Source organism: Pseudoalteromonas sp. S1609, assembly GCF_005887255.1.
Taxonomy (GTDB): domain Bacteria; phylum Pseudomonadota; class Gammaproteobacteria; order Enterobacterales; family Alteromonadaceae; genus Pseudoalteromonas.
Genome location: NZ_PNDJ01000043.1, coordinates 140458 through 167189, shown reverse-complemented (window position 1 = coordinate 167189; position 26732 = coordinate 140458). Strand labels below are relative to the sequence as shown.

Below are 26732 nucleotides of genomic sequence, written 5' to 3'. Positions count from 1 at the left end.
GCGTCCTGCTCACGCCCCTTACCTACATCCATGTAGGCAACAAAGAGTAAATAGCCTCTAGGCAGAACCCTTCGGGCAGCGCCTGTTTGGCATTGATGCTGCGTTATCGCCTATATATGTGGAATATTCACACTACTTAGGCTCTTCCTTGCCTAAATACCAAACAAACTGCTGCAAATTTAATCTCAAAAGGTCAACAGCCCCTAATTAACTTTGACTAAATTATTTATACTTACCTGGTAACATAGAACCCAATACGCCATCTTGCTTTATTAAACCATGATAAAGTGCAGCGCTTACATGCATAAAAATAAACAGTAAAAATGCGTAAGCAATTAAACCATGTGCTTCACGAAAAAATGCATAGGTCTCAATATTTTTACTGACTAAATCAGGTAAAGTAAATATACCAAAAAAGCTCACAGAACGTTCATCAGCACTTTGCATTAACCAGCCTGAAATTGGCACCAAAATCATAGACGCATATAAACCCAATTGGGTTAAATGTGCCGCTAAAGCTTGTGCTTTATGCACACTTTGGGGTAAGGCAGGGCTTTTATACAGCACTTTATTAATTAATCTTATTGCAACTAATATCAGTGCTAACACACCAAACGATTTATGTAGTTGTATAGCCTCTACCTGCCATACGGCTAAGCTTTGTACCATCGATAAACCAAGAAATAACATAGAAAGAATAATTAATGCCATTGTCCAGTGAATAAGCATACTAGACACTGAGTATTTTGTAATTGTGTTCATTGACTCGTTCCTGTTATTAATTATTTAAAAGTACTTCTTTAGCACGACGACGAAATGACTCTGCATACGCAGCGCCACGGGCACGTAAAATAGGATCGGCACTTGGCTCAATGCCTGTTGGTAATACCAGCGGATCAAAGTTCATGTTTTCACATACCCCACCCTCTTGTGCTTGCAAGCGTGATATTACTAACGTACCGGCGTTAATGGTTTTACGCGATTGTGGCCATAAAACAGTTGGGTTGTTTTCATCATCTTCTTCGGTTGCAAAACTAAACAACATATCGAACTTAACCGAAGACTGAGCTACTTGGTCTTTAAGTTGTAGCTGCAACGCATCTGGTGAATCATTATTAAGTGGTTGGATATTTTCATCACTTAATTGCGGTTTAGCTATCCAGCGTACGGCGTGCTTTTCATCATTTTTATCCACTAAATAAAACGCATTAATGCTGTGATACTGCTCAGTGGCAAAGCTATTGGTTGGTGTATAGCTTGCCTTCCAGTTATTAAAAGCGGCACTTTCAGGGTGCGCTGCAAAAAACGCCTTAATTTTTTCTGGGCTACGCTTTTTAGTTACCGGATCGGGTGAAAGTGCTTGTAGTTGTTTAAAAAACGCATCTGGCGTAGCTACCGCCATAACCGGAGGCGTGTTCATTGCAACCCGCCATTCTTGGTTATCATCAGTAGTTATAGAAAACGCTAAACTACGTACCGGTGCTTTTAAGTCAGGTGCAGTTGGATTATTACCCGCAATAGAAAAGCGACCTACAAAAGGGGTGGCCCCTAAATCAAATACTTTAGCTTGCGAATACTTAGCAAGTTCACCCGTTGACTCAAAAGAGCCTGCTAAACAAATACCTTTTGCGTGTGCTCGGCGAAATCCCTTATGGGTTTTATCACCTTGCTGTAAATTAACAAAACGCTGTGCAGTCACTGCGTCACGATTAAATGCACCAGTAAAATACAAAATAGTCAGGGCAAATAAGCTAATAATTGCTATTAAGATGATTTTTTTACTCATGGTAGGATTTGACCTCGTATGATTATTTTTTGATGACTATGTTTGAATTTTTCATAGTTAAATTACACGCGAAAATAATGGCTAACCATTGCTGAGTGATGCTTTGAGTTGAAGTGTTTTTATCAAGCAATACCTACATCACTCTTACAAGACCGCTCCTAAGCAATTAATATTTCAATTTAATTTGTAAAAAGTATAGTTTGTGGTTTTAATACTATATAGCTAATATTTTAGGCGTCTGCTTTTAAAATGCTGATTGTTAATTATACTTAGCCCAACATAAAGCAAGTATTAAGTTGCACTTTTGGTGCTTTCTACAAAATCATACAAATTAAAACAAAACGGTACAGCAATAATAAACTATTGAAATTACAATGTTATTTATTACCTACTACCTTACTGCTTCTTTTAAAGTAGTTATAGTTTAATAACACATATTTCAGGTAAATTCGAAAATAAACGCAATTGGCAATTTTATAATTTTTACTGATTAAAAAATGCCAAAAATTAACAACGCACTTTTTATTTAAGGTAAACCATATGATCAAAACACGTTGTTTTACTCAATTTAATTTGATTAGTATCACGTTTCTACTTTTATTAGCCGGTTGCTCAGAAAGTGATGTCAGCACACAAAAACAAAACGAACCGCGTGCGGTTAAACTAATAACCATAGGTGATGTGTCGCAATCAAAAACGCTCACCTACCCCGCCACTATCGACACTATAAATAGCTCAAAGCTTGCTTTTCAGGTTAGCGGAAAGTTAGAAGCGCTTAACGTTATTGCTGCACAAAACGTAAACAAAGGCGATGTAATTGCTGTATTAGAACAACGAAACTTTATTAATGAGGTCAAGTCGAGCAAAATTCAGTTTGAAACAGCCGATAATGATTACCAACGTGGTTTGAAGCTCGTTAAAGATGGGGTTATTTCACAACGTGATATAGAGCAACTAAAATCTAAAAAAGAAGTAGCCGAATCGCAATATGACTCAGCGCAAAAAGCATTATCTGACAGTAAAATTATAGCGCCTTACGATGCTATTGTTGCAGAAGTACCGGTAAAGCAGCTTGAAAACATAAGTGCTGGGCAACACGTTGTTACTTTATTTGGTAAAGGTGAAATGGAAGCGGTGGTAAATATTCCCGCGTCTATTGTGGCCACAGTAGATTCTAAGCAGAACAATGTAGCCTCAGTAATTTTACAAGATGTATCAACTGCTCCCATTCCTGCAACATTTAGACGAGCCAATTTAGAAGCCGACTCAGCGAGCCAAACCTATGAAGTACGATTTGCCTTTGCTGTACCAAATAACCTTAATATATTGCCTGGCATGAATGCCAGTCTAAAAATCACCCGTGAAAGCAGCTCAAATACAACTCGCTTACTAGTGTCAACCTTTGCTATTTTTGAACAAAACGGAGAACACTTTGTTTGGACGGTTGACGCTAAAACAATGCAAGCTTCTAAAGCTCCCGTTAAAATTGAAAATGGCATTGGCGAGCAACTCATTGTCACTGACGGTTTAAAAGCCGGGGATGTAATTATTGGTGCAGGTGCAAACTATGTGACTGAGGGTATGAAAGTACGTCCTTGGACTAAAGCATAGGAGCGCGATAATGGATTTAGCAAAATGGACAATTAATAATAAGTTAATAAGCACTATACTCATTATTTTAACCCTAGGGTTTGGTTTTTCATCCTATAAAAACATGCCTCGCTTTGAAGACCCCGAATTTATAATTCGCACCGCGCAGGTGTTTGTCTCCTACTCAGGTGCAAGCCCGCTAGAAGTAGCAAAGGAGGTAACTGAACCGCTTGAACGTGCAATTCAAGAACTACAAGAAGTTGATACTATATCGTCCACCTCATCTACGGGCTTATCTGAAATTAAAGTAGAGATTAAATCAGAGTTTTCTCCGACTAAATCTGAGTTGCAAGTTATTTGGACTAAGCTCAGAAACAAAATAAATGACACACGTCCAACATTACCGCCTGGTACTGGCACGCCACAAGTTTATGATGATTTTGGTGATGTGTATGGCTTAAGTTATTTAATTACCGCCGAAGGATACTCACCCGACGAGTTACATGCCTACGCTAAAGATTTGCAAAGTGACATTTTACAAGTAGAAGGCGTAGCCAAAGTTGCTATGACAGGCGTGCAGCAAGAAGGCATATTTGTAGAAATAGCCCGTGAAGAGTTAGCCTCTTTAGGCGTGTCTATTAATAATATTTACGGCATTTTAGATGAGCAAAACGCTGTATTGAGCGCTGGTAACACTCAAATTGGCGATCAACGTATTTTTATCGACCCTACCGGAGAAATAAACTCCGTTGATACCATTAAAAATCTATTGGTTAGTGCCAGCGGTGAAGGTAAAACAATTTATCTTAAAGATATTGCCAATGTATACCGTGGCTTTCAAAGCCCAGCAACCAAGTTAGTCCGTTATAACTCTAAACCTGCAATTTCACTTGGGGTCGCCAGTGTCTTGGGTGCTAATGTGGTTAAAGTATTTGACCGCGTTGATAACAAAGTAAAACAAACTGAAAACCTCAGACCGCTGGGTATCACAGTGCATGAGTTTTACCACCAAGGTAAAGTAGTACAAGATTCAGTCGACAACTTTGTAGTGAATGTTTTAGTCGCACTGGTGATCGTAATGGTTACCCTGCTGCTATTTATGGGTTTGCGCTCAGGAATTATTATTGGCGCCGTATTACTGCTAACCATTTTTGCGACCCTTGCTACCATGGATTGGAGCGGCATACCCATGCATCGAATTTCTCTTGGTGCGCTGATTATCGCGCTAGGCATGATGGTTGATAACGCTATAGTTGTGACCGAAGGGATTTTAGTTGGTACACAAAAGGGCCGTAAAAAGTTAGAAATTGCTAGCGAAGTCGTCAAGCAAACTAAGTGGCCACTACTGGGTGGTACCTTGGTAGGCATTGTTGCTTTTGCGCCTATTGGTCTTGCCCCAGGTGATACCGCTGAATTTACCGGTCATTTATTCTGGGTTATTTTAATTTCTCTATTATACAGCTGGTTATTTGCCATTACCCTAACCCCCTTATTTTGTTATTGCTTGTTTAAAGAGCAAGATAACGACACCTCAGGCTCAGCAAAACCAAATAAACTCATGGCGTTATATCAATCTGTTGTGGTCTCGGCATTGCATCATCGCTGGCTCAGTATTGCCGTTGTAGTTGCCACCTTTAGTGTGTCTATGTGGGGATTTCAATTTGTAAAATCAGGATTTTTTCCAGCTTCTACCACACCACAAATGGTGGTTGATTTTTGGCTACCGCAAGGTACCGATATTGAAAAAACCAAAAGAGATATGCTCAAGTTAGAGAAATTTGTAAAGCAACAAAATGGCGTTGAAGGTATACAAACGCTTATTGGCGGCGGCGGGCTTCGCTACATGCTTATTTATGGTAGTGAGTCACCAAACAGCTCTTACGGGCAAATTTTAGCTAAAGTCGATGACTACAAAAAGCTAGATAAACTTTTACCTACCGTACAAAATTACATTGACGATAACTTTGTCGATGCTCAAGGCAAAGCATGGCGCTTTGTAATGGGCCCAGGTGGGGGCTCTAAAATAGAAGCCACATTTAAAGGGCCAGACCCAGATGTATTAAGAGAGCTAGCAGCACAGGCAAAAGGAGTATTAATTGATGATGGCGGCGCCTTGTCTATTAAAGATACATGGCGACAACGCATTAGTGTTATTGAACCACAGTACTCAGCCATTAATGCGCAGCGCGCTGGTGTAACGCGTAAAGCGGTTGCTGAAGCCTTACAGCAAAATTTTTCGGGGCAAATCGTTGGACAGTATCGTGAAGGTGAAGAGCTCATTCCTATTATTGTTAGAGCACCACAATCGGAACGTGTCGACATAAACGATATTGGCAACATTCAGGTACAAAGCAATATCACTGGTGAAACACTGCCCCTAGCGCAAGTAACCAATGGGTTTAAAACCGTCTGGCGCGATGGCATTTTAAAACGTGAAGACCGCGAATGGACTATAAAAGCTCAAGCGGATCCTCTGCCGGGTGAACTAGCCTCAGAGTTATTTAATCGGGTAAGGCCTAAAATAGAAGCCATTGACCTTCCTCAAGGGTATCGACTTGAATGGGATGGCGAATACGGACAATCGAAAGAGTCTAACGAAATGTTGGCCTCAACTATTCCAATGGGCTTTTTAGCCATGGTGCTGATTGTTATTAAGTTATTTAATGCTTTAAAACAACCAATTATTATTTGGCTTGTTGTGCCATTAGCCTTAATTGGTGTTGTGTTTGGGCTGGTAACCACACAAATACCACTAGAGTTTATGGGTATATTAGGATTACTGTCGCTCTCAGGTTTGTTAATTAAAAATGCCATTGTATTAGTAGATCAAATGGACATGGAAATTCGCCAAGGTAAACCTGCATATAATGCCATTATCGACTCGGCAAATAGTCGGGTAAGACCGGTAATGATGGGCACACTAACCACGGTGTTAGGGGTTATTCCACTGTATTTTGATGCATTTTTCCAATCAATGTCTGTGGTTTTAGTATTCGGGTTACTGTTTGCTACCTTGCTTACATTAATCGTAATACCTGTTCTATACGCCATTTTTATGAATGTTAAACAAGACGAACAGGCAACTAATTAAACGCCAACAAAAATATGGCCATGCTTAGTAGTAAGTCATGGCCTTTTTATAAGCTTTGAGCAAAATAATTCATATAATTATCACAATTAACTTTTAAAAAATACTGCATATACAACATACCTTTCAAACCTTATAGCTGCTAAAAACGCCCTCAGATACGGTTATTCTTTTTCAAAATAAACATTTTAATTTTAGTATTTTATAAATTTAAATAAGCATTGAAGCGGATATTTTTTTAAGACATTAATTATCACTTTAAGTTCTAGCTTTAAGTATTAACATAGCCGGAGTACTATTATATGGTGAGGCTAAGAATTCATTGCATAGTAATGCATTAAGATTCATTCATTAAATTAACTATTCAAATCTATCAAATAAATAACATATCAAGTGCAGTCTATGCGTCTTCTATTTAGTCATACAAACGATAAATGTAAAAACAGCTTTATTTCAAATCAAAATTTTAAAAACTAGGCATTCTCATGTTATCAAAACGCATAATTCCTTGTTTAGATGTAAAAGACGGCTAAGTCGTTAAAGGAGTTAAATTTAAAGGCCACGAAGTGGTTGGCGATGTACTTACCCTAGCTAAAGCTTACAGCAAAGTCGGTGCTGATGAACTGGTGTTTTACGAGATCAGTGCAAGTATTGAAAAACGCCTACTCGATGTCAATTTGGTGGAAAACATTGCCCGCCATATCGATATTCCATTTTGTGTAGCCGGTGGTATTAAATCGGTGGCTGATGCAGCTCGTGTGCTTGAACGTGGCGCTGACAAAATCAGTATTAATAGCCCTGCTATTGCGCGTCCAGAGCTAATTAAAGAATTACATGATGAGTTTGGCAAGCAGTGTGTAGTTGTTGGCATTGACAGCTTTTTTGACGAAACAACCGGTGAATATCTAGTTTATCAGCTTACTGGCGATCCTAATGCGTCAAGCCGCAACGGTTACGACAACGAGCAACTCAGCAAAATACGCCAGCTGTGTGATATTTCTTTAATCGCCTCAGGCGGTGCAGGCAGCATGCAAGATTTTGTTGGTGTATTTCAACAAAGCCAATTAGATGGTGCGCTTGCAGCCAGTGTTTTTCACAAAAACGTGATAAACATCGGTGAACTAAAACAATTTTTAATCGATAACCAAGTGGCAGCAAGACTATGCAAGTAACTTTAGACAACCAAACTCAAGTTGCTTTCGCTAAAAGCAAGATGATCCCTGCCATTGTTCAAGATGCCCGCTCTGGCGTAATTTTAATGCAAGGCTTTATGAACAGCGAAGCGCTTAAAGCTACACTGCGTCACTGTTTGCAGAAGACTTAAGCCGTAGCTGTCAAAGAGTAGGTAAAGAAGGTGTAGAAGTGGCACTTGCGGCAATGAAACACGATAACAATGAACTTACCAACGAATCGGCCGATTTGTTGTATCACCTTGTTGTACTATTACAACGACAAGGGTTAGAGCTCACTGGTGTAGCTGCTTTCCAACAAGGTCGTCATAAGTAAATATAACGATTACTGTGTGCGCCATTATTTGGCGCACATCGTTATAAAAAGCCATAATTTTTCTTTTTTAATTCAGACTCTCAATAGCATTTATTCTCTACCTTAGGTATCCTTGGTAGCAATTACAAAAGGATAGCGCACTATGAAAACTTATATATCGCTTATACTCACGGGCCTTATTTTATCTGGCTGTAGCAGTTTAACCAGTGAACAAAAAGCCAAATTAGACAGCTTAACGCCCTGTGAAAAAATGGATGGCTTAATAACCGAATTCGATAATCGCTTTGATGCGTTAAAAGACACTAAAGTACAAAACTCATATTTAGATGTGTGGACTGCAAAGTACAACGTTTTTGGCGATAACTGCCAAGTGACTAGCTTTAACAATCAAACTGTGACCTATCAATGCCAAGAAAGCTACAAAGATCAACAGCAAGCGGTAGCTATGCATCAACAAGCAGTTGAACTCACTCGCCAATGTTTAACTAAAAAAAACAACTGGTTAGAAACACAAAAAGAATCAGAAACGTCACTGCGTACCACCTTTGTACTTGATGATAAGTCGCCGGTTATTTCTGTTTATACCAGCAAAACGTTATCAAAAATTAAAACTTGGTCGACCTCTTTAGAAGTAGGAAAGCCCGTCGCCACTAAATAATGACGAGAGAATGTATGCGCCAAACACTCAGTAAACAATCCACTCATTTAAAAACAGACTGTATCGGTGAATGTTATAGAATGAAGGGCTACTGTACTGGGTGCGGTCGCACCAGCGATGAAATATTAGACTGGATTATTTTAACTGACGAACAAAAAGAAGCAATATTGGCCTCCCCTCGTGAAGACGCCAAAAAAGACTAGCTTAAATTTTTAACCGTTAAGGCGCATTACGTTGTGATGGGTCACGTTTAAAATCTTTGCTTAATTGCTTAGGATCTAACGCTTCACGTTGTTTGCTAGCACCTTCTGCCCACCAAACTAATTGATTAAAGGTGCGCGAAAAATAGCTATCCCACGATGTTTGCTCTGCCCTATTGTTTGCTTCACCACTTTCAATAAACACATCTTGCGCTTTTGGTACATGGATCATTGCTGATACCGGTAAACAACCCAGTTCACTTAAAAAGCTGCGCATGCCAACAGCAGCACGTACGCCGCCCCACTGCCCTGCAGAATAAGTAACAATCGCGCTGGGTTTATAACCAAATAAAGAACTACCAAAGTGGTTTAGCAAATTAGCGAGTGCCGGACTCATAGAATGATTATATTCAGGGCTTACCATAACAAAGCCATCACATGCTTTAATTTTTGCCGTTAAATCATCAAGCTGTTTAGGTGCCTCAGCCTGCGAATAAGCAAAGTGCGGTTTAAACACAGGGTCAAAATCGTAATCGAGCGGATCAATAAGCTCTATTTCATGCTCAGAGTAATGCTCAAGCAAACAACGCTCACATGCTTTCGCTACCCTTTCCCCTAAGCGCGCAGGCTTAGGTGGGGTACTTTTTCTAACCGAACCGAGAAAAATTAAAAATTTCATGTATCGGCACTCCTTTTTAATTGCAAAAATAAATACCTCAAAAAAGTTTGAGGTATTTACTGTACGATTTAGGCCTTATCAAGCGCTTGGCTTACATCGGCAATAATATCGTCAATGTTTTCAATACCCACCGATAACCGAATTAAATCGCGGCTAACGCCCGCATTGGCCAGCTCTTCATCATTTAATTGGCGGTGCGTGGTCGATGCAGGATGACACGCCAGCGATTTAGCATCGCCAATATTTACTAAACGTAAAATCATGTTTAGAGCATCAATAAACCGCGTACCGGCTTCAAGGCCACCGGCAATACCAAAACTTAAAATACCTGACGCTTTACCATTGGTAATTTTTTGGCTTATTTCGTTATACGGGCTTGATTTTAATCCCGCATAATTAACCCAAAGCACCTTAGGATGGCTCTCTAGGTATTCAGCAATTTTTTGCGCGTTTTCGCAGTGACGATCCATTCTTAGCCCTAACGTTTCAAGGCCAATTAAAATATCAGAGGCGTTTTTAGGCGCAAGCGCCGCACCGGTATTTCTAAGTGGGACAACACGGCAACGGCCAATAAACGCCGCCTCAGCAAACGCATCGGTATACACTACATTATGGTACGACGGATCAGGCTCATTCATCATCGCAAAACGGGTTGCATTGGCTTTCCAGTCAAACTTGCCCGAATCAACAATCATGCCGCCAATCGCGGTTCCATGACCGTTAATGTATTTAGTGAGCGAGTGCACCACAATATCGGCACCTAACTCAAATGGACGACACAGATACGGCGTAGCCACGGTGTTATCTACAATTAAAGGCACCCCTTTACTGTGGGCAATTTTCGCAAGGCGAGCAATATCAACAATATTCCCAGCAGGATTACCAATTGACTCGCAAAAAACCGCACGGGTGTTTTCATCAATCGCGTTTTCAAAACCGTCAAAATCATCGGCTTTAATCATTCGCGCTTCTATACCTTGGCGCGGCAAGCTGTGAGCAAATAAATTATAAGTGCCACCATACACTTGGCTGGTGCTTACAATATTAGTGCCCACTTCACATAAACATTGAATCGCATAGGTAATCGCCGCCATACCCGAGGCCACAGCCAACGCACCAATGCCGCCTTCCATCGCGGCAATACGCTGCTCAAGTACCGCATTGGTCGGGTTCATTATGCGGGTATAAATATTACCCGGCACTTTTAAATCAAATAAATCAGCGCCATGCTGGGTATTATCAAAGGTGTACGAAGAGGTGTTATAAATTGGCACCGCCGCCGATTTAGTGGTGGCTTCAGATTCATAACCATGGTGCAACGCTAAAGACTCAAGTTTCATAATTTATTCCTTCAATATAGTTACATCTAACGTAGCATTTAATGGTTACAAAGTGCACATGAAATATACTAAAGAATGTTGAGGGGATTTGATTTAACGCTGTATCTAGGTAAGTGTTAAAACTATCGTTTGCTCATATATTCAAGAAAATGAGCCAAGCGCGCATATTAGTCCTCTAAGTATTTATTAAAAACAATAAAAACTTATTGATAGCAATATGTTAGGTAATTTGTTAAAACTATATAAAATAGAAAAGTGAGCGTGACATTGGCAGAGATATGCGCGATGAGCGCACTATTAAATTGTTAGTTGTCTAATTGAGTTTCATTTTATCGGTATATATAAAGCCATTTTAGTTATTTTTGGTAGGTTTTCATGGGGAAGTGATGAGTTCAATTTTAAGTAATATAATTAATGAAACGAGACAAGAAGAAGTTAAAAATACTGTCGGTACCATCTGTGAAAACTGTAATAGAGACGCATACTATTTTAATCAAAAAAATACAGATTTTTATACTGAAAAAAACTGCTTGATATGTTCGGAAAAACATGGACGAGGAGTGATTTTAGAGGATTTTATTTTTACACTATCTAGACACATTCCAAAACACTACGAATATATTGAAACAGATATTTCGGAATCCATATCGCTTCGAAAAATCTTACAGCGCTTTACTTATGATAACGATCAAGTGCTAGAAAAGCTTGCCTGTTTATTATGCAATCAAAAACCTAGTTTTTTTAAAAAGAAAGGAAAATACAAAAACTCGATAGATGACGCTCTCATTGAAAGTTACAAAAAAAATGCTATTGACGAATGGCATGAGGTCTCAAAAGAAGTAAAGCATGCTCGCCGATTTACCAATACCAAAGCGATTAGATTTTATGAAGATCTAATTGATGCTTGTATGTTTTATGTTGAAAAGGATGATGTTGAGTTCAGCTCAGTTCTAACAAAAATAGATAAAGGAGCAAGTTTATTTAGAGGTAGAATAGTAAAAGATGATACTCATAAAGAAACCATCAAATCAAACCCCAAAAAAGAGCTGGGTGCTCCTCCAGAAAATTTGGCAGCAAGTAATCGCATGAGCCCTTCGGGGATATCTTTTATGTATACAGCTGGAGATTATGAAACTGCAATCGCAGAACTTCGTCCTTATGTCGTTGATATAATTGCAATTGGAGAATTTATATCGACGAAAGACCTAAATTTTTTTGATTTTACACTTTTAGACAACGTGCGAATAAAAAAGTCCAATATTTTGGAAGACCCTAAAAATAGCAAGTTTTTTCGAAATAGATACTTGTTAAATGAATTGCATAAGTTTGTTTCGAAACCAGTTCGACCTTCAGATATAACTTATATAGACCTTCAAATTTTTTCTGAAACCATACGCAATTATAAAGATGGTATGTTCGATGGGATTATATTCGAATCATCACAGCGATCAGGAGGTTTAAATTATGTTCTGTTTGGCGATTATTCTGAAACTGAAAAAACTAAAGACTATTATTTATCATTAGAGAGTGATTGCAAAGTGAACTTTTATAAAGTGAAAGAAGTTATAACTACAACAGGAAAAGTTGAATAATACGTATAGTTGTAGTTTCGTGTCAACTACAACTAACAAAGCAATTAAACGGAACTAAAACAGTGGGTTAGGTTTCGCTTCGCTACACATTATAACCCACTATTTTAGTCCGCTTATTGCGGCGTTACAGGCATAGGATACAGTAGTGGACGATAATAATAAAATGGATTTAGAGCACCTTAAATCAATGATTGATTATTTAAGGCACCTTGGTTTGCTATCCTTCGCAGGCTTAGTATTAACATCTAATTTATCAATTAAAATGTTTACTGATCCTAGTTGGAAAATATTTGCTTTTTTATCCGTTGCTGGCTTTTTCTTAGGTGTTATTTCTTCTTTATTATCACAAGTTGCACATATTGATCGTATTCGTAAAAACCCTATTTATGAAGTACCTCTAAGCAACGGCTTCGCTATGCCAACAGCACTATGTTTAGTTGGGGTTCTAGCAGGAATTATATTTATGGCAGCTTTCGTATTGTTAAATTGGTGGTAAAGCTAACAAGGCAATTATGCGTGGGACGTCTAAAGCTTGGCTGGCGCTCATTCTTCGCTAATTTTAGCCAAGCTTGATACGCCCCATATTGCGGCGATATTTCAAGGAGGATTCAGGTTGTCATTTCCAGTTTTAGAGACAAATCGCTTAAGGTTAGATAAATTATCCAAAGAAGACTCAAATAGCTTATTTGAGTTATTCTCTGACAATTCAGTTGTCGAATACTATGATCTGGAAGCTTTCACTGAATTATCACAAGCGAGCAACTTAATAGAGCTCTTTAACTCTCGCTTTAATGAAAACTCTGGTATTCGTTGGGCTATTCGCCTAAAAGAAACAGATAAATTTATCGGAACTTGTGGCTTTAATACTTGGAGTCCAAAAATGAAAAATGCCGTACTTGGGTATGATTTATTGCCTCAGTATTGGGGCATGGGTTTGACCACTGAAGCAGTCCATCGAATAGTTAAAGCTGCATTTTTAGGTGAGCTATCTTGCGGTAAACTTAACCGAATACAAGGAGATACTGTTCCGGGGAACTTAGCATCTGAATCACTACTTCTAAAGGTTGGTTTCAAAGAGGAAGGTGTAAGACGCCAAAGTGGTTACTGGAAAAACCAGTTTCACGACCTTAAATGCTTTGGTTTAATTCAGTCCGAGTACCGTGAAGTATAACAAGCGTATTAAGCATGGGACTGCTAACCGTTTGCTCGGTTCCGCTAAGCTACAGAGTTTAGCCAAGCATTTTTGCGCCCATTAGTAAGGCCTTAGGAGTAAAGTGAAATTCAAAGTTGCTAGTTCAATTCTGGCCTTATTTACATTGATAGGTTTGGGAGTGACTATATTTTCAGACTTTGAGAATATTGAAAGGTTGATCATTTGTTCTGTACTTTATGTATTAATACCAGCTTATGGTGCATATGGTACTTTTATAAGAAGCCGTACTGGAATATTAGTTTCTATGACCTTATTTCTTTTTCAGAGTATTCGGAGTGTTGGAAGTGATAGCTTAATTCCACATATTGCTCCTATAACAATTTCCTTTCCCTTTAGTGATTTCTCAAATGGTCAAGGGTATTTAATCGACTACTTTGCTATTTTTATGGCAATATTTTTAGCATGGTTACTTAAGGTGGTAATTACCCCTAATAAGTCATTAAACAGGGACAAATAACTGTTGATTTTTGTTCCTGTGTCGCATATTTTGACCAACTGATATTTCTCCATTAATGGGGCGTTATGTGTCAATCTCAATCAAACTAAGGAGTATTAAATGGAATTAGAAATAACATGGAAACGAGCCGCTCGAATTTGGTGGTCATATATTTGGCGCAACATCATAGCAATTATTGGAGCTTTTGTTATTGGCGCTATTGTCGGTGGCGTTTTAGGTTTTATTCTAGGTATGCTTGGTGCCTCTACAGATACGATTAAGTTAATTGTTCAACCTATTGGCTTCTTAATAGGCCTAGGAATTTCAATCATTCCATTAAAACTTATTCTTGGTAAAAACTTTGGTGAGTTCCGCTTGGTTCTAATGAGTACTAGCGAAGAGTCCAACACATAACAAGGGTTTTCAGGGTGGACACAAAAAGCTGGCTGTTCGCTTCACTCAAGTATAGCCAGCTTTCTTTAACCGCTTAAAGGGTGTCATGAAACCGAACATAAAAAGCAAAATTCCACTGGCGTTTTTAACTATTATATCGATTTGGTGGTGGTATTATTACGCATCGTCAAATGCGCTTAACGAATATGGAAATGCTAAATATGAGTGGCTATTTATACTCGACACACTCTTGGTACTTCCAATTTTGTGCTTTCTTTGCGAATCCGATAAACAAAAAGCTCTTTTGAAAACGGCTATTTTATGTTGTACCTCTGTGTTCATAGGATGCCTTATCATTCCCGAACAAAATAAAGTTATTTTCCATTTTCTCGAAAGTGGCCGTTATTTTGTCTTAGCCATCATTCTTGTTTTGGAAGTCACAGCATTAGTTACTGTATGTTTAGCTGTCCACGCTTCACTTGTGAACAAAGAAGATCCAGATTTAGCCGTAGCTAATCCTATCGAGAAAATTTTCGGCTCATCGCTGTTCAGCTCAATTCTGTCAATTGAAGGGCGCGTCTGGAGCTTTGCACTTTTTGCATCCCAAATAAAAAGTAGCGCATATCGTGGCGATCAGCATTTTTTCTACGATAAAAAAGATGGTGCTCAGAGTAACCTATTTGGCTTTATACTCCTTATTATTATCGAAATTCCACTTGTCCACTTACTCCTTCATTTTTTATGGTCAAGCATCGCCGCAAATATCACAACAGGACTTACGTTGTTCGGACTTATATTTTTCTTAGCCGAATACAAAGCCGTTGGTAAACGCCCCATTTCAATCCATGGGATAAACTTAATCATTCGTTACGGACTTTATGCGCCTTTAACCATACCATTAAAGAACGTATCTGAAATAAGTCTAAATAATTCGTTTGTGAAACGTTCGCGCAACGTAAAACGATTTAACTACTTTGGTGTTCCTAATGTTGCTATCAAACTCTGTTCTCCTATAAATGGAAAAACAAAAATATATTTAGGTGTAAATTCGCCAGAAGCTTTTATCACCACCGTTAATCGTGCAAAAATCGCGGTATAACAACGCTCGCTGGGTCACAAGCACGTGCGCAGCTTCGCTGTTTTTTCACACGTGTATACGCTCATATTGGAAGTTATGTGCTTCAGTAAGTCTGAGCATTACTCAAGCAAGGAGAGAGTATTTTGACATTAGATGAATACAGAAAAGAATTTGAACAATCTTCAAACAGATCTATTTCAATGCCGGTTGCTGGAACCATAATTTGGGGTTTAGTTGGATTTCTAAGTACACTATTTAGCGCAAATGTTTCTATATATATTTTACTCTTTGCAACAGGCGGGATTTTTCCTATAGCTTTATTAATTGCTAAATTTAGAAAAGAGAACTTAGTTTCCTCATCCAACCCTTTAGCAAAACTAATGGGTTTATGCATAGTGATGGTTAATCTTCTTTGGGCTGTCCATATTCCATTACTTTTAAATGCACCTGAATTTGTTCCTTTGAGTTTAGGCGTTGGCTTAGGACTTCATTGGGTAGTATATTCTTGGATCGTTAAACACCCTGTTGGCTTAATTCATGCTGTGTTAAGAAGTATTTTAATTGTAGCCGCTTGGTATTTATTTCCTAACAGTAGTATCTTAGCTATCTCTTGCGTTATCGTTTTAACTTATATAATAAGTATTTATCAAATGTTAACCAGGGATATGACAAACACCTAAACTCTGACAATGTCCTTAAAGTCATTTGAACATAGAGAAGGCAATTAGTAGTAAATGAGTACCAAAACTCATTTAACTCTTGAATATCATCAGCACTCTCCCCATTGAGTTACTATAACAAGATGGAGTGATAAATGGATTTACTCAACGCTATTGATATTGATATTGATATTGATATTGAAGTATTTTATTATTTAGGTGGAATGTTACTCGCCTTAGTCGTTTTTCAGGGAATGTTTAAGTTAGTTACTTGGAGCAAAAAAATGCCAAAGGGGGCATTGGTCTTTTTAGCTTTTTTTCCATTAATATCAATCTACCCTATTCCTCCTCAAGAAATAAAAAAATTGAAAGAATGAAGCAAAAACAAATTAAAAGCGAAGATGAAAGTGGTGATCCAGCTAATGAAGATGAAGTTATTTAATAACTAACATGCTAACTTAGAATAATAAGAATTTAATCTGTTTTAACTTAACGTAAATAAATGGTACCAAGCCTTTGAAAATAAATAATAAAACTCTAGGTGTTTTGCTTTACCTATGCTTAGCCTTAATATTACTTTTGATTGCACTAAGTTATAGCAGTGGCCGATTATCGCACTCTTCACCTCTCAACTCAGTGGTAAAGGAACCAAATACATTAAAAGCAACTCCCCCCCTTAGTTTAAAACAAGAAACACTCGATGATTTATCCGATAAAAACACTATCGCCCCTATAGAAAAAGGCATACAAGATCAAAATAACCAACTTGCTGTAATGGCCATTCCACGCTGGAAACAACAAGGGCAACTAAAAACACATTTAGCGCACTTAAAAAATAAGGCTGACAAAGGCGATATTGACGCAAAGTATATTGTTGCAGCCAATTTAAGATATTGCTTTACTGCCCCTATTGATGATTTTGCCTTACAAGCAAAGCTAGAAGCCATAGCTGATTATACCTATGCAGGTGAAGCAATTGATGCTACGTTAGAAAAATTTGATTACTGTAGTGGAATTAATCAGGATCAACGTCGTGAGTTTTATTTATATTTTTATGATGCAGCGCAAAACGGATCTGTTGCAGCGCAACAAACATTTGCTGATATAACAGCAGAGTTTTATATGCAATCACAAGGTTTTAAAACACAAAACAGAGAGGAGTACATTAAAAAACGCGATGCATTCAAACTACAAAAAATCGCTTTTTTAGAGCAAGCAGCCAAGCATGGCAGTGAAAAGGCGTTAATGAAATTGTCGGCTTTGTATCATTCGCAACAAATCAGCGGTAATAGCTTAGCAAAGTCGTACGCATTAAATCGCCTAATGATGGAAATAACGGAAAACGGTGAACTATATAATCGTTATGCATGGTTTGAGCAACGGCAATACCCTCAGCTTTCACAGACTGAACTCAGTGAAGCCAACACTATTGTAAATAACTGGCTGGCAAACATTTATCAAAATGGCAGTCTTTACCCTTATGAATGATCAGACCATAGGTAATATAACCATAACGACTACCAACTCATACTGAGCTAGTGCATTTGAACAACGCTGACTCAGTAAATTCTAATATTAAAATGACTTGTGTTTATCCAAGGCTGTCGTAACTTTCAAGTAACGACCGCCTTGCACTTATTGATATAAATTAGGGTTTAATATAATGTCGAATTCACCATCACTTCGCACGTAAATAAGGCTTTCATCATCATCGTTGAAAGAAAGTTGATGAGCATGTAGGCCATTTGAACCAAAATAACTACCGGGTTTAAGTGTCTTTAAGCTACTTTGTGTTTGATAGGCTATCTTTCCTTTGATTAATACAGCGTGCAGTGTATTTGCTTTACTGCTCAGTGCTGCTGATACACCTGGTGGAAATTTGAGAAGTGCACCTCTAAATTCACCTTCTTCAAGGCTACCCCACAAATAGGTTATTTTGACGCCCGTTTTAGTCATCGACTCTTTAGCGACTATATCTGACCAAACACTATTTTTGGTATGCATATTAAAAGGTCTTTCACCATTATCAAACGCGTTTTGTGGTGACTTCACCAGATATGGACCAGTATTTATTTCAATAAAAGCAACGCTTTGTTTGTCATTCGCCGCCGTGATGTGTACTTCACCTGCCGGTTGAGTCCAATATGAACCGGTTGGTAGCCACATATTGGCAGCACTGGGGTCATCGTTATGAAGCTCTCCATCAATAACAATGCCCCTGTAGGAGATATTGTGAACATGTGGGGGTGAGGAAAAGCGCTTTGGAAATTTTAGAAGAATACCCGCTGGCATATCTTTAGTTCTATCTCCCCATAAGTCTGCGGCGCTTGGACCTTTGTCACCTCTGGCGGGGTTTAAGTAGCCCCAATTAAGTTCTTCTGCAGATACAACACGAAAATTCTCTTGATTTGCAGTTACCTTCGTTACTATCGTCAGTGAAAGAAGCACGATCAGTTTGCTAATAATTTTCATCTAAAGCTCCATTATATTCGTTTAACTCTATTTCAATAACCTGAGTTGTTTACGCTCTATCAAACGTATCGACGCTAAATTTGCTAATAATTGATTCTAAACAAGTCATAACCAGTTCACTGTTATTTGCATCAAGCGCATAAGGGTGTGGATCTGTAAATTGTTTTGAGTCGTTATCAAAGTACTGTCCAGACGCGTTTGCGAACTCGTTTGATAAAGCTGCCTGCATTAAAATTTTTGCACCAATGCCAATGTCACTTCCTGAAACTCCAAAACCTTCTTTTACCATTTTAGAGGCTAATAAGGATCCCGGGTTAACTGCAACACAAATCTGTGACGGCAGCATTGTTTTTGAAAACTCTCTCGTCCAAATAGTAAGTGCTAATTTGCTTTGCGCATAGGCCTGAAAATCATCATTTACTGAAGTAACACCAGCCATTGCCTCAATATTAATAGGAGCTTGCGCAGCAGACGACAGGTTTACCACTCGACCATCAATTGCTAAATGGTTTACTAATAATTGGGTTAGTAGTATCGGAGCAAAGGTATTGACGACAAAGCGCACATCTAACTTATCTTCAGTTTTAGGGTTAGGTGTTTTAAATATACCCGCATTGTTAATAATAACATCGATAGTTTCATGACTATTTGCAATGATTTTGCCTAAAGCCATGGTCTCGGTAAAACTAGAAAGATCAGCCAAGTAGGGAGTAATCTTAGCACTTGCTTCAGCTTGCTTTATATCAGCAATTGCCGTGTTAAGTTTCTCTTGGTTTCTGCCATGCATTAAAACATGGCAACCTAAAGATACAGCTAGTTTGGCAGTTTCTAATCCGATGCCATCGGTGGCACCGGTAATAAGTATGGTTTTCAACGTTAAGCTACCTTTATCACAACTTTGCCCATCGCCTTACCACTTTCTAAGTGTGCATGGGCCTGCGATGCCTGCTCTAGGGTAAACGTTTCTTTGTCTACTATTGGGCGAAAATCACTTGACTCTGCTATTTTAGCAATAGCTTCCAAAATACGACCGTGCTCTTTTCGCCCACTATTATGCAACATAGGAATGAGCATAAATACGACATGCAACGACAGACCTTTGAAATGTGCGGTAGACAAATCAATATTAACCATGGCAACGGTCGAGGCAACATGAGCGTTTAGAGCAGCTGCTTCAAAAGAGTTAATCATATTCTCACCGCCTACAGAATCAAAAACAATATCGAAACCGTTTCCATTAGTATATTTATCAACATATTGAGCGACTGATTCATTCTTATAATTAATACCGGTAGCACCAAGGGTCTGTATCATTTGCAACTGCGACTCACCACCGCCTGTAGAGTATACGTCTGCCTCAAAATGTTTCGCCAGCTGGATTGCTATATGACCAACGCCACCAGAGCCACCATGCACAAGAACTTTTTGTCCTTTATTGACGCCTGCTCTCTGTAAGCCTTCATAAGCGGTAATACCCACTAGAGGTAGTGCTGCACTTTCTTGCATTGTTAAATTTTTTGGCTTTAGTGCAAGCAAATCAGCATCAGCAACAATATATTCAGCTAATGTTCCCGGTAAATCGGCTAGACCACCAGCACAACCATACACTTCATCGCCTTTGGCAAACGTTGTTACGCCCTCACCAACGTCTTCAACAACACCAGCAAAATCCATACCTAAGAGCGCAGGTGCAGCTGGCGATAACGGTAGCTCAGGACCCATCTGTCTGATCATAGTGTCGACAGTGTTGATACTTGTCGCTTTTATGCTTACTAAAACATGGTTTGGCTTTATTTGCGGTTTTGCAATTTCACTTAACTCGAATACATCTGTTGAACCGAATGTGTTTACAATCATTGCTTTCATTTTATTGCCCTTTCGTTGTTAGCTGACACTTTGGCGCTTAAAGTGTTTGTGACACAAATTAAACGCTGTTCGACTTTTAAACACAGTCTAATAGTTTTGATTATGGTAATAAATGATGTATAAATAGAAACAGCATTTCGATATTGGATATAATAATGGATACCAATGGCATACGTCTTTTCATTAAGGTTGCAGAACTTCTTAACATCAGTGCTGCCGGTGATCAGCTTGGACTTGCTCCTTCTGTTGCAAGTGCGCGGTTATCAAAATTAGAAGTACAATTAGGGGCTGATTTATTTCACCGCTCTACTCGAAGGGTTAGTTTATCCATTGAAGGCACTGAGTTTTTACCCTACGCAAAAGAAATCATTGCACAGGAAGACGCCGCTTTCTCTGCACTCGGAAAAGGTAGTTCAGAAGTGAGCGGCACCTTGAGATTCGCTGCATCTTCCACGTTCGCTCAAAGATTTGTTGCGCCGTTTTTACCCGAGTTTTTAAACAAATACCCAAAAGTAAACGTTGAGCTTAGCTTGTCTGATACACAAGTTAATTTAATCCAAGGTGGATTTGATTTGGCGTTAAGAAACTATACTGCGCAAGATAGTAGCTTAATCGGTCGAAAGTTAGCAAACGATACCCGTGTTTTATGTGCTTCACCTGAGTATCTAAAAAACAGAGGCACGCCGAAACACCCAGATGATTTGAATTCTCATCAACTGCTCATATTTATGAATGCAAAATCAAAAAAGTTAACCTCATCACAAAACCTCTCAACTTATTACTTTCCTCCACAAACAAGTCAGAGTCGAATCATGTGTGATGATGGTGCAGCTATGCGTATTGCAGCTGAATCAGGGGCAGGTATTTGTATGAGTTCTTTGTGGAGTATTTATAAAGAGCTGGAGAAAGGCACTCTTGTTCGTGTACTCCCAGACTATATCGTCGACGATGAGGCTGCGGTTTGGTTAGTATATCCAAAGTCGAATGTGTTAACGCCTAAAGTGAGAGTCTTTATAGATTTTTTAGTCGATAAAATAGGCTCTCCACCGGTATGGTCAACCAACTAGCCCAAAACAGTTAGCACGTTAATTATCAGAAGGCCTAATTACACTGTTAGTAAAACAGTTTTGTTTTATATCTTCCTCTAAAAGCGCAGCGTCTCTGTGCTCTCTTCGTTCATAAATCACTAAATACCTTATTTCACAAAGAGAAGTGAATGAGCAGAAAACACTGTAATAACGTTTACTCGCTCAGGCTAAAAAAAGTCGTTAGTTAGCTTGGTTTTTGGCTATTTTTCATCATTTCTAAATAGCGTCCCTCAATGAATTTTTTTTCTTTTGTAAGGTGCTTAAGTGCGTACTGGGTTTTTTCTAGCTCTTGCTTTAATGTGTCAAGCTCTTCACTACTTTCTGGCCCGTCAGTTTGTAACTGCAATTGCTGTAATAGTTGGTCTTGCTCTGCAATTTGCCTTTTATATTCGTTTAAAGTGTTAAGTAACTTTGTTTGATCGGGCGTTGAGGATGCATCGGCGTTTGATGTTTTATCACTATTTTCGCTTGCGGTTTTAAGCGCTTCGTAATCTGCTTGTAACTGGTCTTTTTCTTCTTGAAGCACAGTCACTGCATCATATTGTGCATAGAGTTTTTGACGGGTAACTTTTAATTTTTCAACACTTTTATCCAAATCCCCTTTAAGTTTGCGAATGAGCTTATGCGAGCGTTTTAATTTTTTATTGAGATCATCGATTAGCTGTTGTTCTTTTTCGGTAACATGATCTTTGGTTGATGAAGTAACCTCAGTTAATTGCTGTTGTAATAGCATTTGTACACTGATTAACTCAGCGATAGTTTTTCGATTATCGTTAACATAGCTCATGGCATTTTCAACCGACTCTCTGCACATAGCTAAAGTAGCATCATCCATTGTGCCGTTACTTTTAACCATGCTAAGTGCAAATGCCCTAAACTCTCTGAGTATCAGTAAAAGAATATAAAACCACGCGGCTAAAATAAGTAGCCCAAAATTTATAGCAATATAATGATAAACCTCTGGCGGAAATACGGCATATGGCATTATTTAGTTATCTTAAATTAAGTGTTTATTTACTAGAGTTTAGCGCTGTCAAAAAAATCTGCCATAATAACAACAACATTAAAAAAAAAGTTACCTGTGTGAAAATACTTATCGTGGATGATAGCCATGCAACACTTGAAATAGTACGCCGAGGGTTGGAAAAGTTTGGCTATCGGAAGTTATTAATAGAAAAAGCCAACAATGCTAAATCAGCGTTAACGCTGATTGGTAGTTGGCACCCCGATATTGTGCTTACAGACTGGCATATGCCTGATATGTGTGGAGTGACGCTATTACGTGCAATAAAGCAAAGACAACTTAATATAATAGTAGCAATGCTAACCACTGTTGATGAAAAGTCTCAAATTGAAGAAGCCATTAGCTTTGGCGCATCTTTTGTTCTATCAAAACCTTTTACTGATGAACAACTTCACGATAAATTATTACCTCTGGTGCAACTTGTAGAAAATAACGAAGTCATTCCTGATGAAATTGAATTAAATGATGATTTAGCGTTACCAAAGCTGTCGCAATTAGAACGGTTGTTTCATAAACATATAAGTCAGTCTTTAATCGTAAACACAATTCAACCGCAAGTATTCGATGAATCTAAAGTACCCTGTGTAATGGCTGTTTATGAGGATCCTAAAAGTCAAAAAGTACGCGCTATTGCCATACTTGATATTTATGCCGCCTGTGTAATGGCAAGTGGTTATAGTAGCTTGTCGGCTGAAGATATTAGTAACTCAATATTATCTGGCGTTGTAACAAATACAGCATTAAGCGCATGTAAAAAAGCATTAACGGAAACGGCTTTTGCCTTTTTAGACAAGCGAACACGCGTTAGTTTACAAATCAAAACGGTCAAAGTGATTACCACGCCTTTTCGTAAGCTCACTTTGCTGTATAAAACACCTGCTGAAAAGCGCATTGATTTTAGCTGCCAGCTTGAGGGCATGGCACAAGGTAAAATTATGCTAGTTGGCATTTAGTAAATTAAACTTACGTAGTTATCATTATAAAAAAGTTTAATTTTAAAAACACCCTGCCCCTACAAAAGCGCAGCGTCTCTTCGCCCTCATGGTAAATCAATCACTGAAGGATCTTATTACACAAAGAGAAGTGGATGAGGAGTAAAAGAGTAAATTGAACATCAAACTCGTGACTGAAGGTTTACCCCGCGTTTCTATGTTTAATGTGCTAAGCCTGACGCGATATGAAATCGCTGCTACGAAAGACATTTACTGCTAAAAACAGTTTTTGCACCACAGAGGCTCCCGAGGCGCTTTGCGCTGCACAGAGATGAATTGGTATTTTTTAAGCATTTCTCTGTGAACTCTGTGAACTCTGTGTTCTCGGTGGTAAATACTTATTTAGACTTAACTCTAGCGCGATATGAAATCGCTGCTACAGAACAATATATTGCTTTTTTACGTCCACTAAAACCGTATCGTCGCTTCGCTCCCTTTGTGAATAAATCACTTAAAGTTCTTATTTAACAAAGAGAAGAGAATGAGGAGTAAAAGAGTAAACAGAACAACCAAACAGCTTTAGTTTTTTCTTACTCTAAAAGCGCAGCGTCTCTTCGCCCTCGTTGTGCATAATTCATTAAAAGCTATTTGAACATGGAGAAGACAATAAGCAGAAAATGAGAAACCAAAACCATCACACAAAGCCGAGTGTCAGTGAAAAGTTAAATATTAGCTCCCCCGAACCTCGTAGCCCGTAGCCCGTAGCCCGTAGCTTAAGTTAGATTAATCGCCAAACATGTTTAAACAAAAAAGGCGCTTCCGGTTAAGGTAAGCGCCTTTTGTTATTTTAACTGCTACTTATTTTACGATTTTCATTTCGTCTAATAGGTTTTGGGCGTTATCTACTTTATCCATTACCCACAGCATGTAGCGTGAATCTACATGAATTGAGCGGTTTAGTTCTGGGTTGTAATCCCAATCACCAATAATGCTTTCGTACACACCGTCAAACAGTAAACCCACCAGCTCGGCATTGCCGTTAAGCGTTGGCGAACCTGAGTTACCGCCTGTTGTATCTACATTTGATAAAAAGTTAACCGGAACAGTATTCATGCCACCAGTGTAATCACCATAAAGCTTCGCTTTAATTTGCTCTTGCAGCTTTTTAGGCGCATTAAATGGGTCAACATCGGTGTTTTTAGCCAATAAGCCTTCAAGTGAGGTAAACGGCGTAGCCACTAATCCATCTTGCGGAGAATACCCGCCTACCGTGCCGTAAGTTACACGTAATGTGCTGTTTGCATCGGCGTAAACCGGTTTGTTTTGCGCTTTGTTAAAGGCAATAATTGCACTCATTAACTCTGGGCGAGCAGCTTGTAACTTACCTGCCAAGGCTTTTGACTTATCTTCCTCAGCTTTCATTACTGTGAATATGGCTTTTGCATATTGCATGAACGGGTCTTGGCTTTGGTTAAGCTGACTTAGTGTTTGTTCAAATAATGAATTACGTACAATTTCATTATCTAGCGTTGATTTGGCATACATTTCATCTAGCAATGCACTTTGTTTTGCTTTATCAAAACCGTTTTCTAAAGCAAAAGCTTTATCAATTTCACTAAAACGCTCTGCTTTAGGTAATGCTGCATATTGCTCTAAAAAGTGCAGTAATATAGCTTTATCTACATTGGCATCAAAGCGACGTGACATACGCTCAAGAGAAGATTTAATACGCGGTAAATCGCGTTCTTGATAACCTGATTCGCGCTCACTATTTGGCTTTTGTTTTTCAACCGCTAAGCGATATAAACGACGTGCCGTGCTGATCATTTGTGAACGATGAACATAGCCTACCATACGGTCGCGCTCACTATGCTCTTGCGATTGTGCTACTAATGTCGATAACTCATTAAGCACATTACCGTAGCGCTGTTTACGTTCGCTATCGCTGTTGATCCAGCTTGTAAGTTCCTGTTCAAACTGTTTTTTACGCTCAAACATGGTGCCTTTTTTGAAGCTTTCAATCATTGAACCATAGTTTTTAATGTAGTTGTTGTAACCGGCTATGGTGCTTTCGTAAGCAATACGGGCTTTGCTGCCATCTTCTGAGTTTTCTTCAATTAGTGACACGTATTTAGTATTGTGCATGCGCGCTTTAGGGTAACTGTCGTTAAAAACATAATCGACCTCTGCCGCAATACGGTAGCGATTAGTACGCCCTGGGTAGCCAGTTACCATAACAAAGTCGCCCTCTTGCACGCCTTTAGCACTTACACTTAAGTAAGACTCTGGCACGTACGGTATGTTGTCTTCGCTGTACTCTGCTGGCTTGCCGTCTTTACCTACATAGGCGCGGTAAAAACCAAAATCGCCTGTGTGGCGCGGCCACATCCAGTTATCTATATCGCCACCGTATTTACCTACGCCCATGGCAGGTGCATACGCTAAACGTACATCTTTAATTTCCAGTGATTTAATCAGGTAAAACTCTAAACCACCATGAAACGAATACACATTACAACGGTAACTAGCATCAGCTTCACACTGTGCAACGAGTTCTTTTTGATTTTTTTCTAACGCATCATAGCGTGCTTTTGCGCTTAGCTCGTTAGTGCCGCTAATCACTTTATCGGTCACATTGGTCACTGTTTCGGTTACGTACACACGTGAACCTGGCGCAGCTGGTAAATCTTCAGCCGGTGTTTTTGCTAAAAAGCCATTTTCTAAAATGTTATTTTCAGGCGTTGAATTATATTGTACCGAACCATAAATACAGTGATGGTTAGTTACAACTAAGCCTTTTGGCGAAACAAACGAGGCTGTACAACCGCCTAAGCTTATAACCGCATTCATTGGAAATTCGGTTAATTTTGAAATTGAATCAACGCTAATTTCAAGCCCTTTTGCTTTTAATATTGACTCGAGCTCTGGTAATTGATGAGGTTGCCACATGCCTTCATCGGCATGGACCGCAGAAGAAAGTGCCAGTGAACAGGTTGCTACCAATGTGGCAACAAGAGGTTTTAAACGCATTATAGAATCCCTTTTATTATTGAACCAGCAGATTACTCATTAAGTATGAGTTAGGTCAACTGCGCTGAGATAAATTGTTACAATATAGCGCTCAATAAACAA

The 26732-nt window shown here is 38.8% G+C and carries 24 protein-coding genes and 2 pseudogenes; 17 read left to right on the top strand and 9 right to left on the bottom strand.

Annotated elements, in window-relative coordinates:
• Nucleotides 1–222 precede the first annotated feature (222 nt).
• Nucleotides 223–762, bottom strand: a complete 540-nt coding sequence (locus CWB76_RS12480) for a cytochrome b (protein WP_138608028.1) — start codon at nt 760–762, stop codon at nt 223–225.
• 16 nt (nt 763–778) lie between these two features.
• Nucleotides 779–1786, bottom strand: a complete 1008-nt coding sequence (locus tag CWB76_RS12475) for a catalase family peroxidase (RefSeq protein WP_138608026.1) — start codon at nt 1784–1786, stop codon at nt 779–781.
• A gap of 540 nt (nt 1787–2326) precedes the next feature.
• Here CWB76_RS12475 and CWB76_RS12470 point away from each other — a divergent pair.
• From CWB76_RS12470 to CWB76_RS12445, 6 genes and pseudogenes are all read left to right on the top strand, one after another.
• Entirely contained in the window at nt 2327–3397 is a 1071-nt protein-coding gene (locus CWB76_RS12470; protein WP_138608024.1) for an efflux RND transporter periplasmic adaptor subunit, read from the top strand.
• A gap of 10 nt (nt 3398–3407) precedes the next feature.
• A complete protein-coding gene (locus tag CWB76_RS12465; protein WP_138608022.1) occupies nt 3408–6467 on the top strand; it encodes an efflux RND transporter permease subunit in 3060 nt (1019 codons plus the stop codon).
• A gap of 482 nt (nt 6468–6949) precedes the next feature.
• Nucleotides 6950–7636: pseudogene (hisF, locus tag CWB76_RS12460) on the top strand (imidazole glycerol phosphate synthase subunit HisF).
• A pseudogene (gene hisE, locus CWB76_RS12455) lies at nt 7627–7970 on the top strand (phosphoribosyl-ATP diphosphatase). Before hisF ends, hisE begins: the two co-directional pseudogenes overlap by 10 nt.
• A 142-nt stretch (nt 7971–8112) precedes the next feature.
• On the top strand, nt 8113–8628 hold the full coding sequence (locus CWB76_RS12450; protein WP_010388878.1) for a hypothetical protein: 516 nt from the start codon (nt 8113–8115) through the stop codon (nt 8626–8628).
• Between the two features lie 14 nt (nt 8629–8642).
• Nucleotides 8643–8831 carry a DUF1289 domain-containing protein gene (locus CWB76_RS12445; RefSeq protein WP_138608020.1) on the top strand — a complete coding sequence of 63 codons (189 nt, stop codon included), beginning with the start codon at nt 8643–8645 and terminating at the stop codon, nt 8829–8831.
• Between the two features lie 16 nt (nt 8832–8847).
• Here CWB76_RS12445 and CWB76_RS12440 read toward each other — a convergent pair whose 3' ends face one another.
• A complete protein-coding gene (locus CWB76_RS12440) occupies nt 8848–9507 on the bottom strand; it encodes an NADPH-dependent FMN reductase (RefSeq protein WP_138608018.1) in 660 nt (219 codons plus the stop codon).
• Between the two features lie 68 nt (nt 9508–9575).
• A complete protein-coding gene (locus CWB76_RS12435) occupies nt 9576–10847 on the bottom strand; it encodes an O-acetylhomoserine aminocarboxypropyltransferase/cysteine synthase family protein (protein WP_013463280.1) in 1272 nt (423 codons plus the stop codon).
• A 386-nt stretch (nt 10848–11233) separates the two neighbouring features.
• Between CWB76_RS12435 and CWB76_RS12430 the strand changes: the two genes are divergently transcribed.
• From CWB76_RS12430 to CWB76_RS12390, 9 genes are all read left to right on the top strand, one after another.
• Complete coding sequence (locus CWB76_RS12430; RefSeq protein ID WP_138608016.1) at nt 11234–12439, top strand: RES family NAD+ phosphorylase; 1206 nt, start codon at nt 11234–11236, stop codon at nt 12437–12439.
• A 145-nt stretch (nt 12440–12584) separates the two neighbouring features.
• On the top strand, nt 12585–12935 hold the full coding sequence (locus CWB76_RS12425) for a hypothetical protein (protein WP_138608014.1): 351 nt from the start codon (nt 12585–12587) through the stop codon (nt 12933–12935).
• A gap of 117 nt (nt 12936–13052) precedes the next feature.
• Nucleotides 13053–13610 carry a GNAT family N-acetyltransferase gene (locus tag CWB76_RS12420; RefSeq protein ID WP_138608042.1) on the top strand — a complete coding sequence of 186 codons (558 nt, stop codon included), beginning with the start codon at nt 13053–13055 and terminating at the stop codon, nt 13608–13610.
• Nucleotides 13611–13713: 103 nt separating this feature from the next.
• Complete coding sequence (locus CWB76_RS12415) at nt 13714–14109, top strand: hypothetical protein (protein ID WP_138608012.1); 396 nt, start codon at nt 13714–13716, stop codon at nt 14107–14109.
• 99 nt (nt 14110–14208) lie between these two features.
• A complete protein-coding gene (locus CWB76_RS12410) occupies nt 14209–14502 on the top strand; it encodes a hypothetical protein (RefSeq protein ID WP_138608010.1) in 294 nt (97 codons plus the stop codon).
• Nucleotides 14503–14587: 85 nt separating this feature from the next.
• The gene (locus CWB76_RS12405) at nt 14588–15580 is read left to right on the top strand and encodes a hypothetical protein (protein WP_138608008.1); all 993 of its coding nucleotides are present in this window, start codon (nt 14588–14590) and stop codon (nt 15578–15580) included.
• A gap of 122 nt (nt 15581–15702) precedes the next feature.
• Nucleotides 15703–16239 carry a DUF7010 family protein gene (locus CWB76_RS12400; RefSeq protein ID WP_138608006.1) on the top strand — a complete coding sequence of 179 codons (537 nt, stop codon included), beginning with the start codon at nt 15703–15705 and terminating at the stop codon, nt 16237–16239.
• A 134-nt stretch (nt 16240–16373) separates the two neighbouring features.
• Nucleotides 16374–16595, top strand: a complete 222-nt coding sequence (locus tag CWB76_RS12395; protein WP_249363176.1) for a hypothetical protein — start codon at nt 16374–16376, stop codon at nt 16593–16595.
• 139 nt (nt 16596–16734) lie between these two features.
• Nucleotides 16735–17706 carry a hypothetical protein gene (locus tag CWB76_RS12390; RefSeq protein WP_138608004.1) on the top strand — a complete coding sequence of 324 codons (972 nt, stop codon included), beginning with the start codon at nt 16735–16737 and terminating at the stop codon, nt 17704–17706.
• A gap of 147 nt (nt 17707–17853) precedes the next feature.
• On the opposite strand, the gene CWB76_RS12385 is transcribed toward CWB76_RS12390, so the two are convergent.
• From CWB76_RS12385 to CWB76_RS12375, 3 genes are read right to left on the bottom strand one after another with little or no spacing between them, the layout of a single operon-like run.
• A complete protein-coding gene (locus tag CWB76_RS12385; protein WP_138608002.1) occupies nt 17854–18690 on the bottom strand; it encodes a DUF4437 domain-containing protein in 837 nt (278 codons plus the stop codon).
• A gap of 49 nt (nt 18691–18739) precedes the next feature.
• A complete protein-coding gene (locus CWB76_RS12380) occupies nt 18740–19564 on the bottom strand; it encodes an SDR family NAD(P)-dependent oxidoreductase (protein ID WP_138608001.1) in 825 nt (274 codons plus the stop codon).
• 2 nt (nt 19565–19566) lie between these two features.
• Nucleotides 19567–20556: a zinc-dependent alcohol dehydrogenase family protein gene (locus CWB76_RS12375; protein WP_138607999.1), complete on the bottom strand. Its 990-nt coding sequence runs from the start codon at nt 20554–20556 to the stop codon at nt 19567–19569.
• Nucleotides 20557–20711: 155 nt separating this feature from the next.
• On the opposite strand from CWB76_RS12375, the gene CWB76_RS12370 reads away from it, so the two are divergent.
• Nucleotides 20712–21623, top strand: a complete 912-nt coding sequence (locus CWB76_RS12370) for a LysR family transcriptional regulator (RefSeq protein ID WP_138607997.1) — start codon at nt 20712–20714, stop codon at nt 21621–21623.
• A 205-nt stretch (nt 21624–21828) separates the two neighbouring features.
• Here the strand turns inward: CWB76_RS12370 and CWB76_RS12365 are convergent, their stop codons facing one another.
• The gene (locus CWB76_RS12365) at nt 21829–22629 is read right to left on the bottom strand and encodes a chromosome partitioning protein ParA (protein WP_138607995.1); all 801 of its coding nucleotides are present in this window, start codon (nt 22627–22629) and stop codon (nt 21829–21831) included.
• A gap of 98 nt (nt 22630–22727) precedes the next feature.
• Here CWB76_RS12365 and CWB76_RS12360 point away from each other — a divergent pair, with 98 nt between their 5' ends.
• Nucleotides 22728–23621: a response regulator gene (locus CWB76_RS12360; protein ID WP_075170202.1), complete on the top strand. Its 894-nt coding sequence runs from the start codon at nt 22728–22730 to the stop codon at nt 23619–23621.
• Between the two features lie 837 nt (nt 23622–24458).
• Here the strand turns inward: CWB76_RS12360 and CWB76_RS12355 are convergent.
• Entirely contained in the window at nt 24459–26630 is a 2172-nt protein-coding gene (locus tag CWB76_RS12355) for a S46 family peptidase (RefSeq protein ID WP_138607993.1), read from the bottom strand.
• Nucleotides 26631–26732 lie beyond the last annotated feature (102 nt).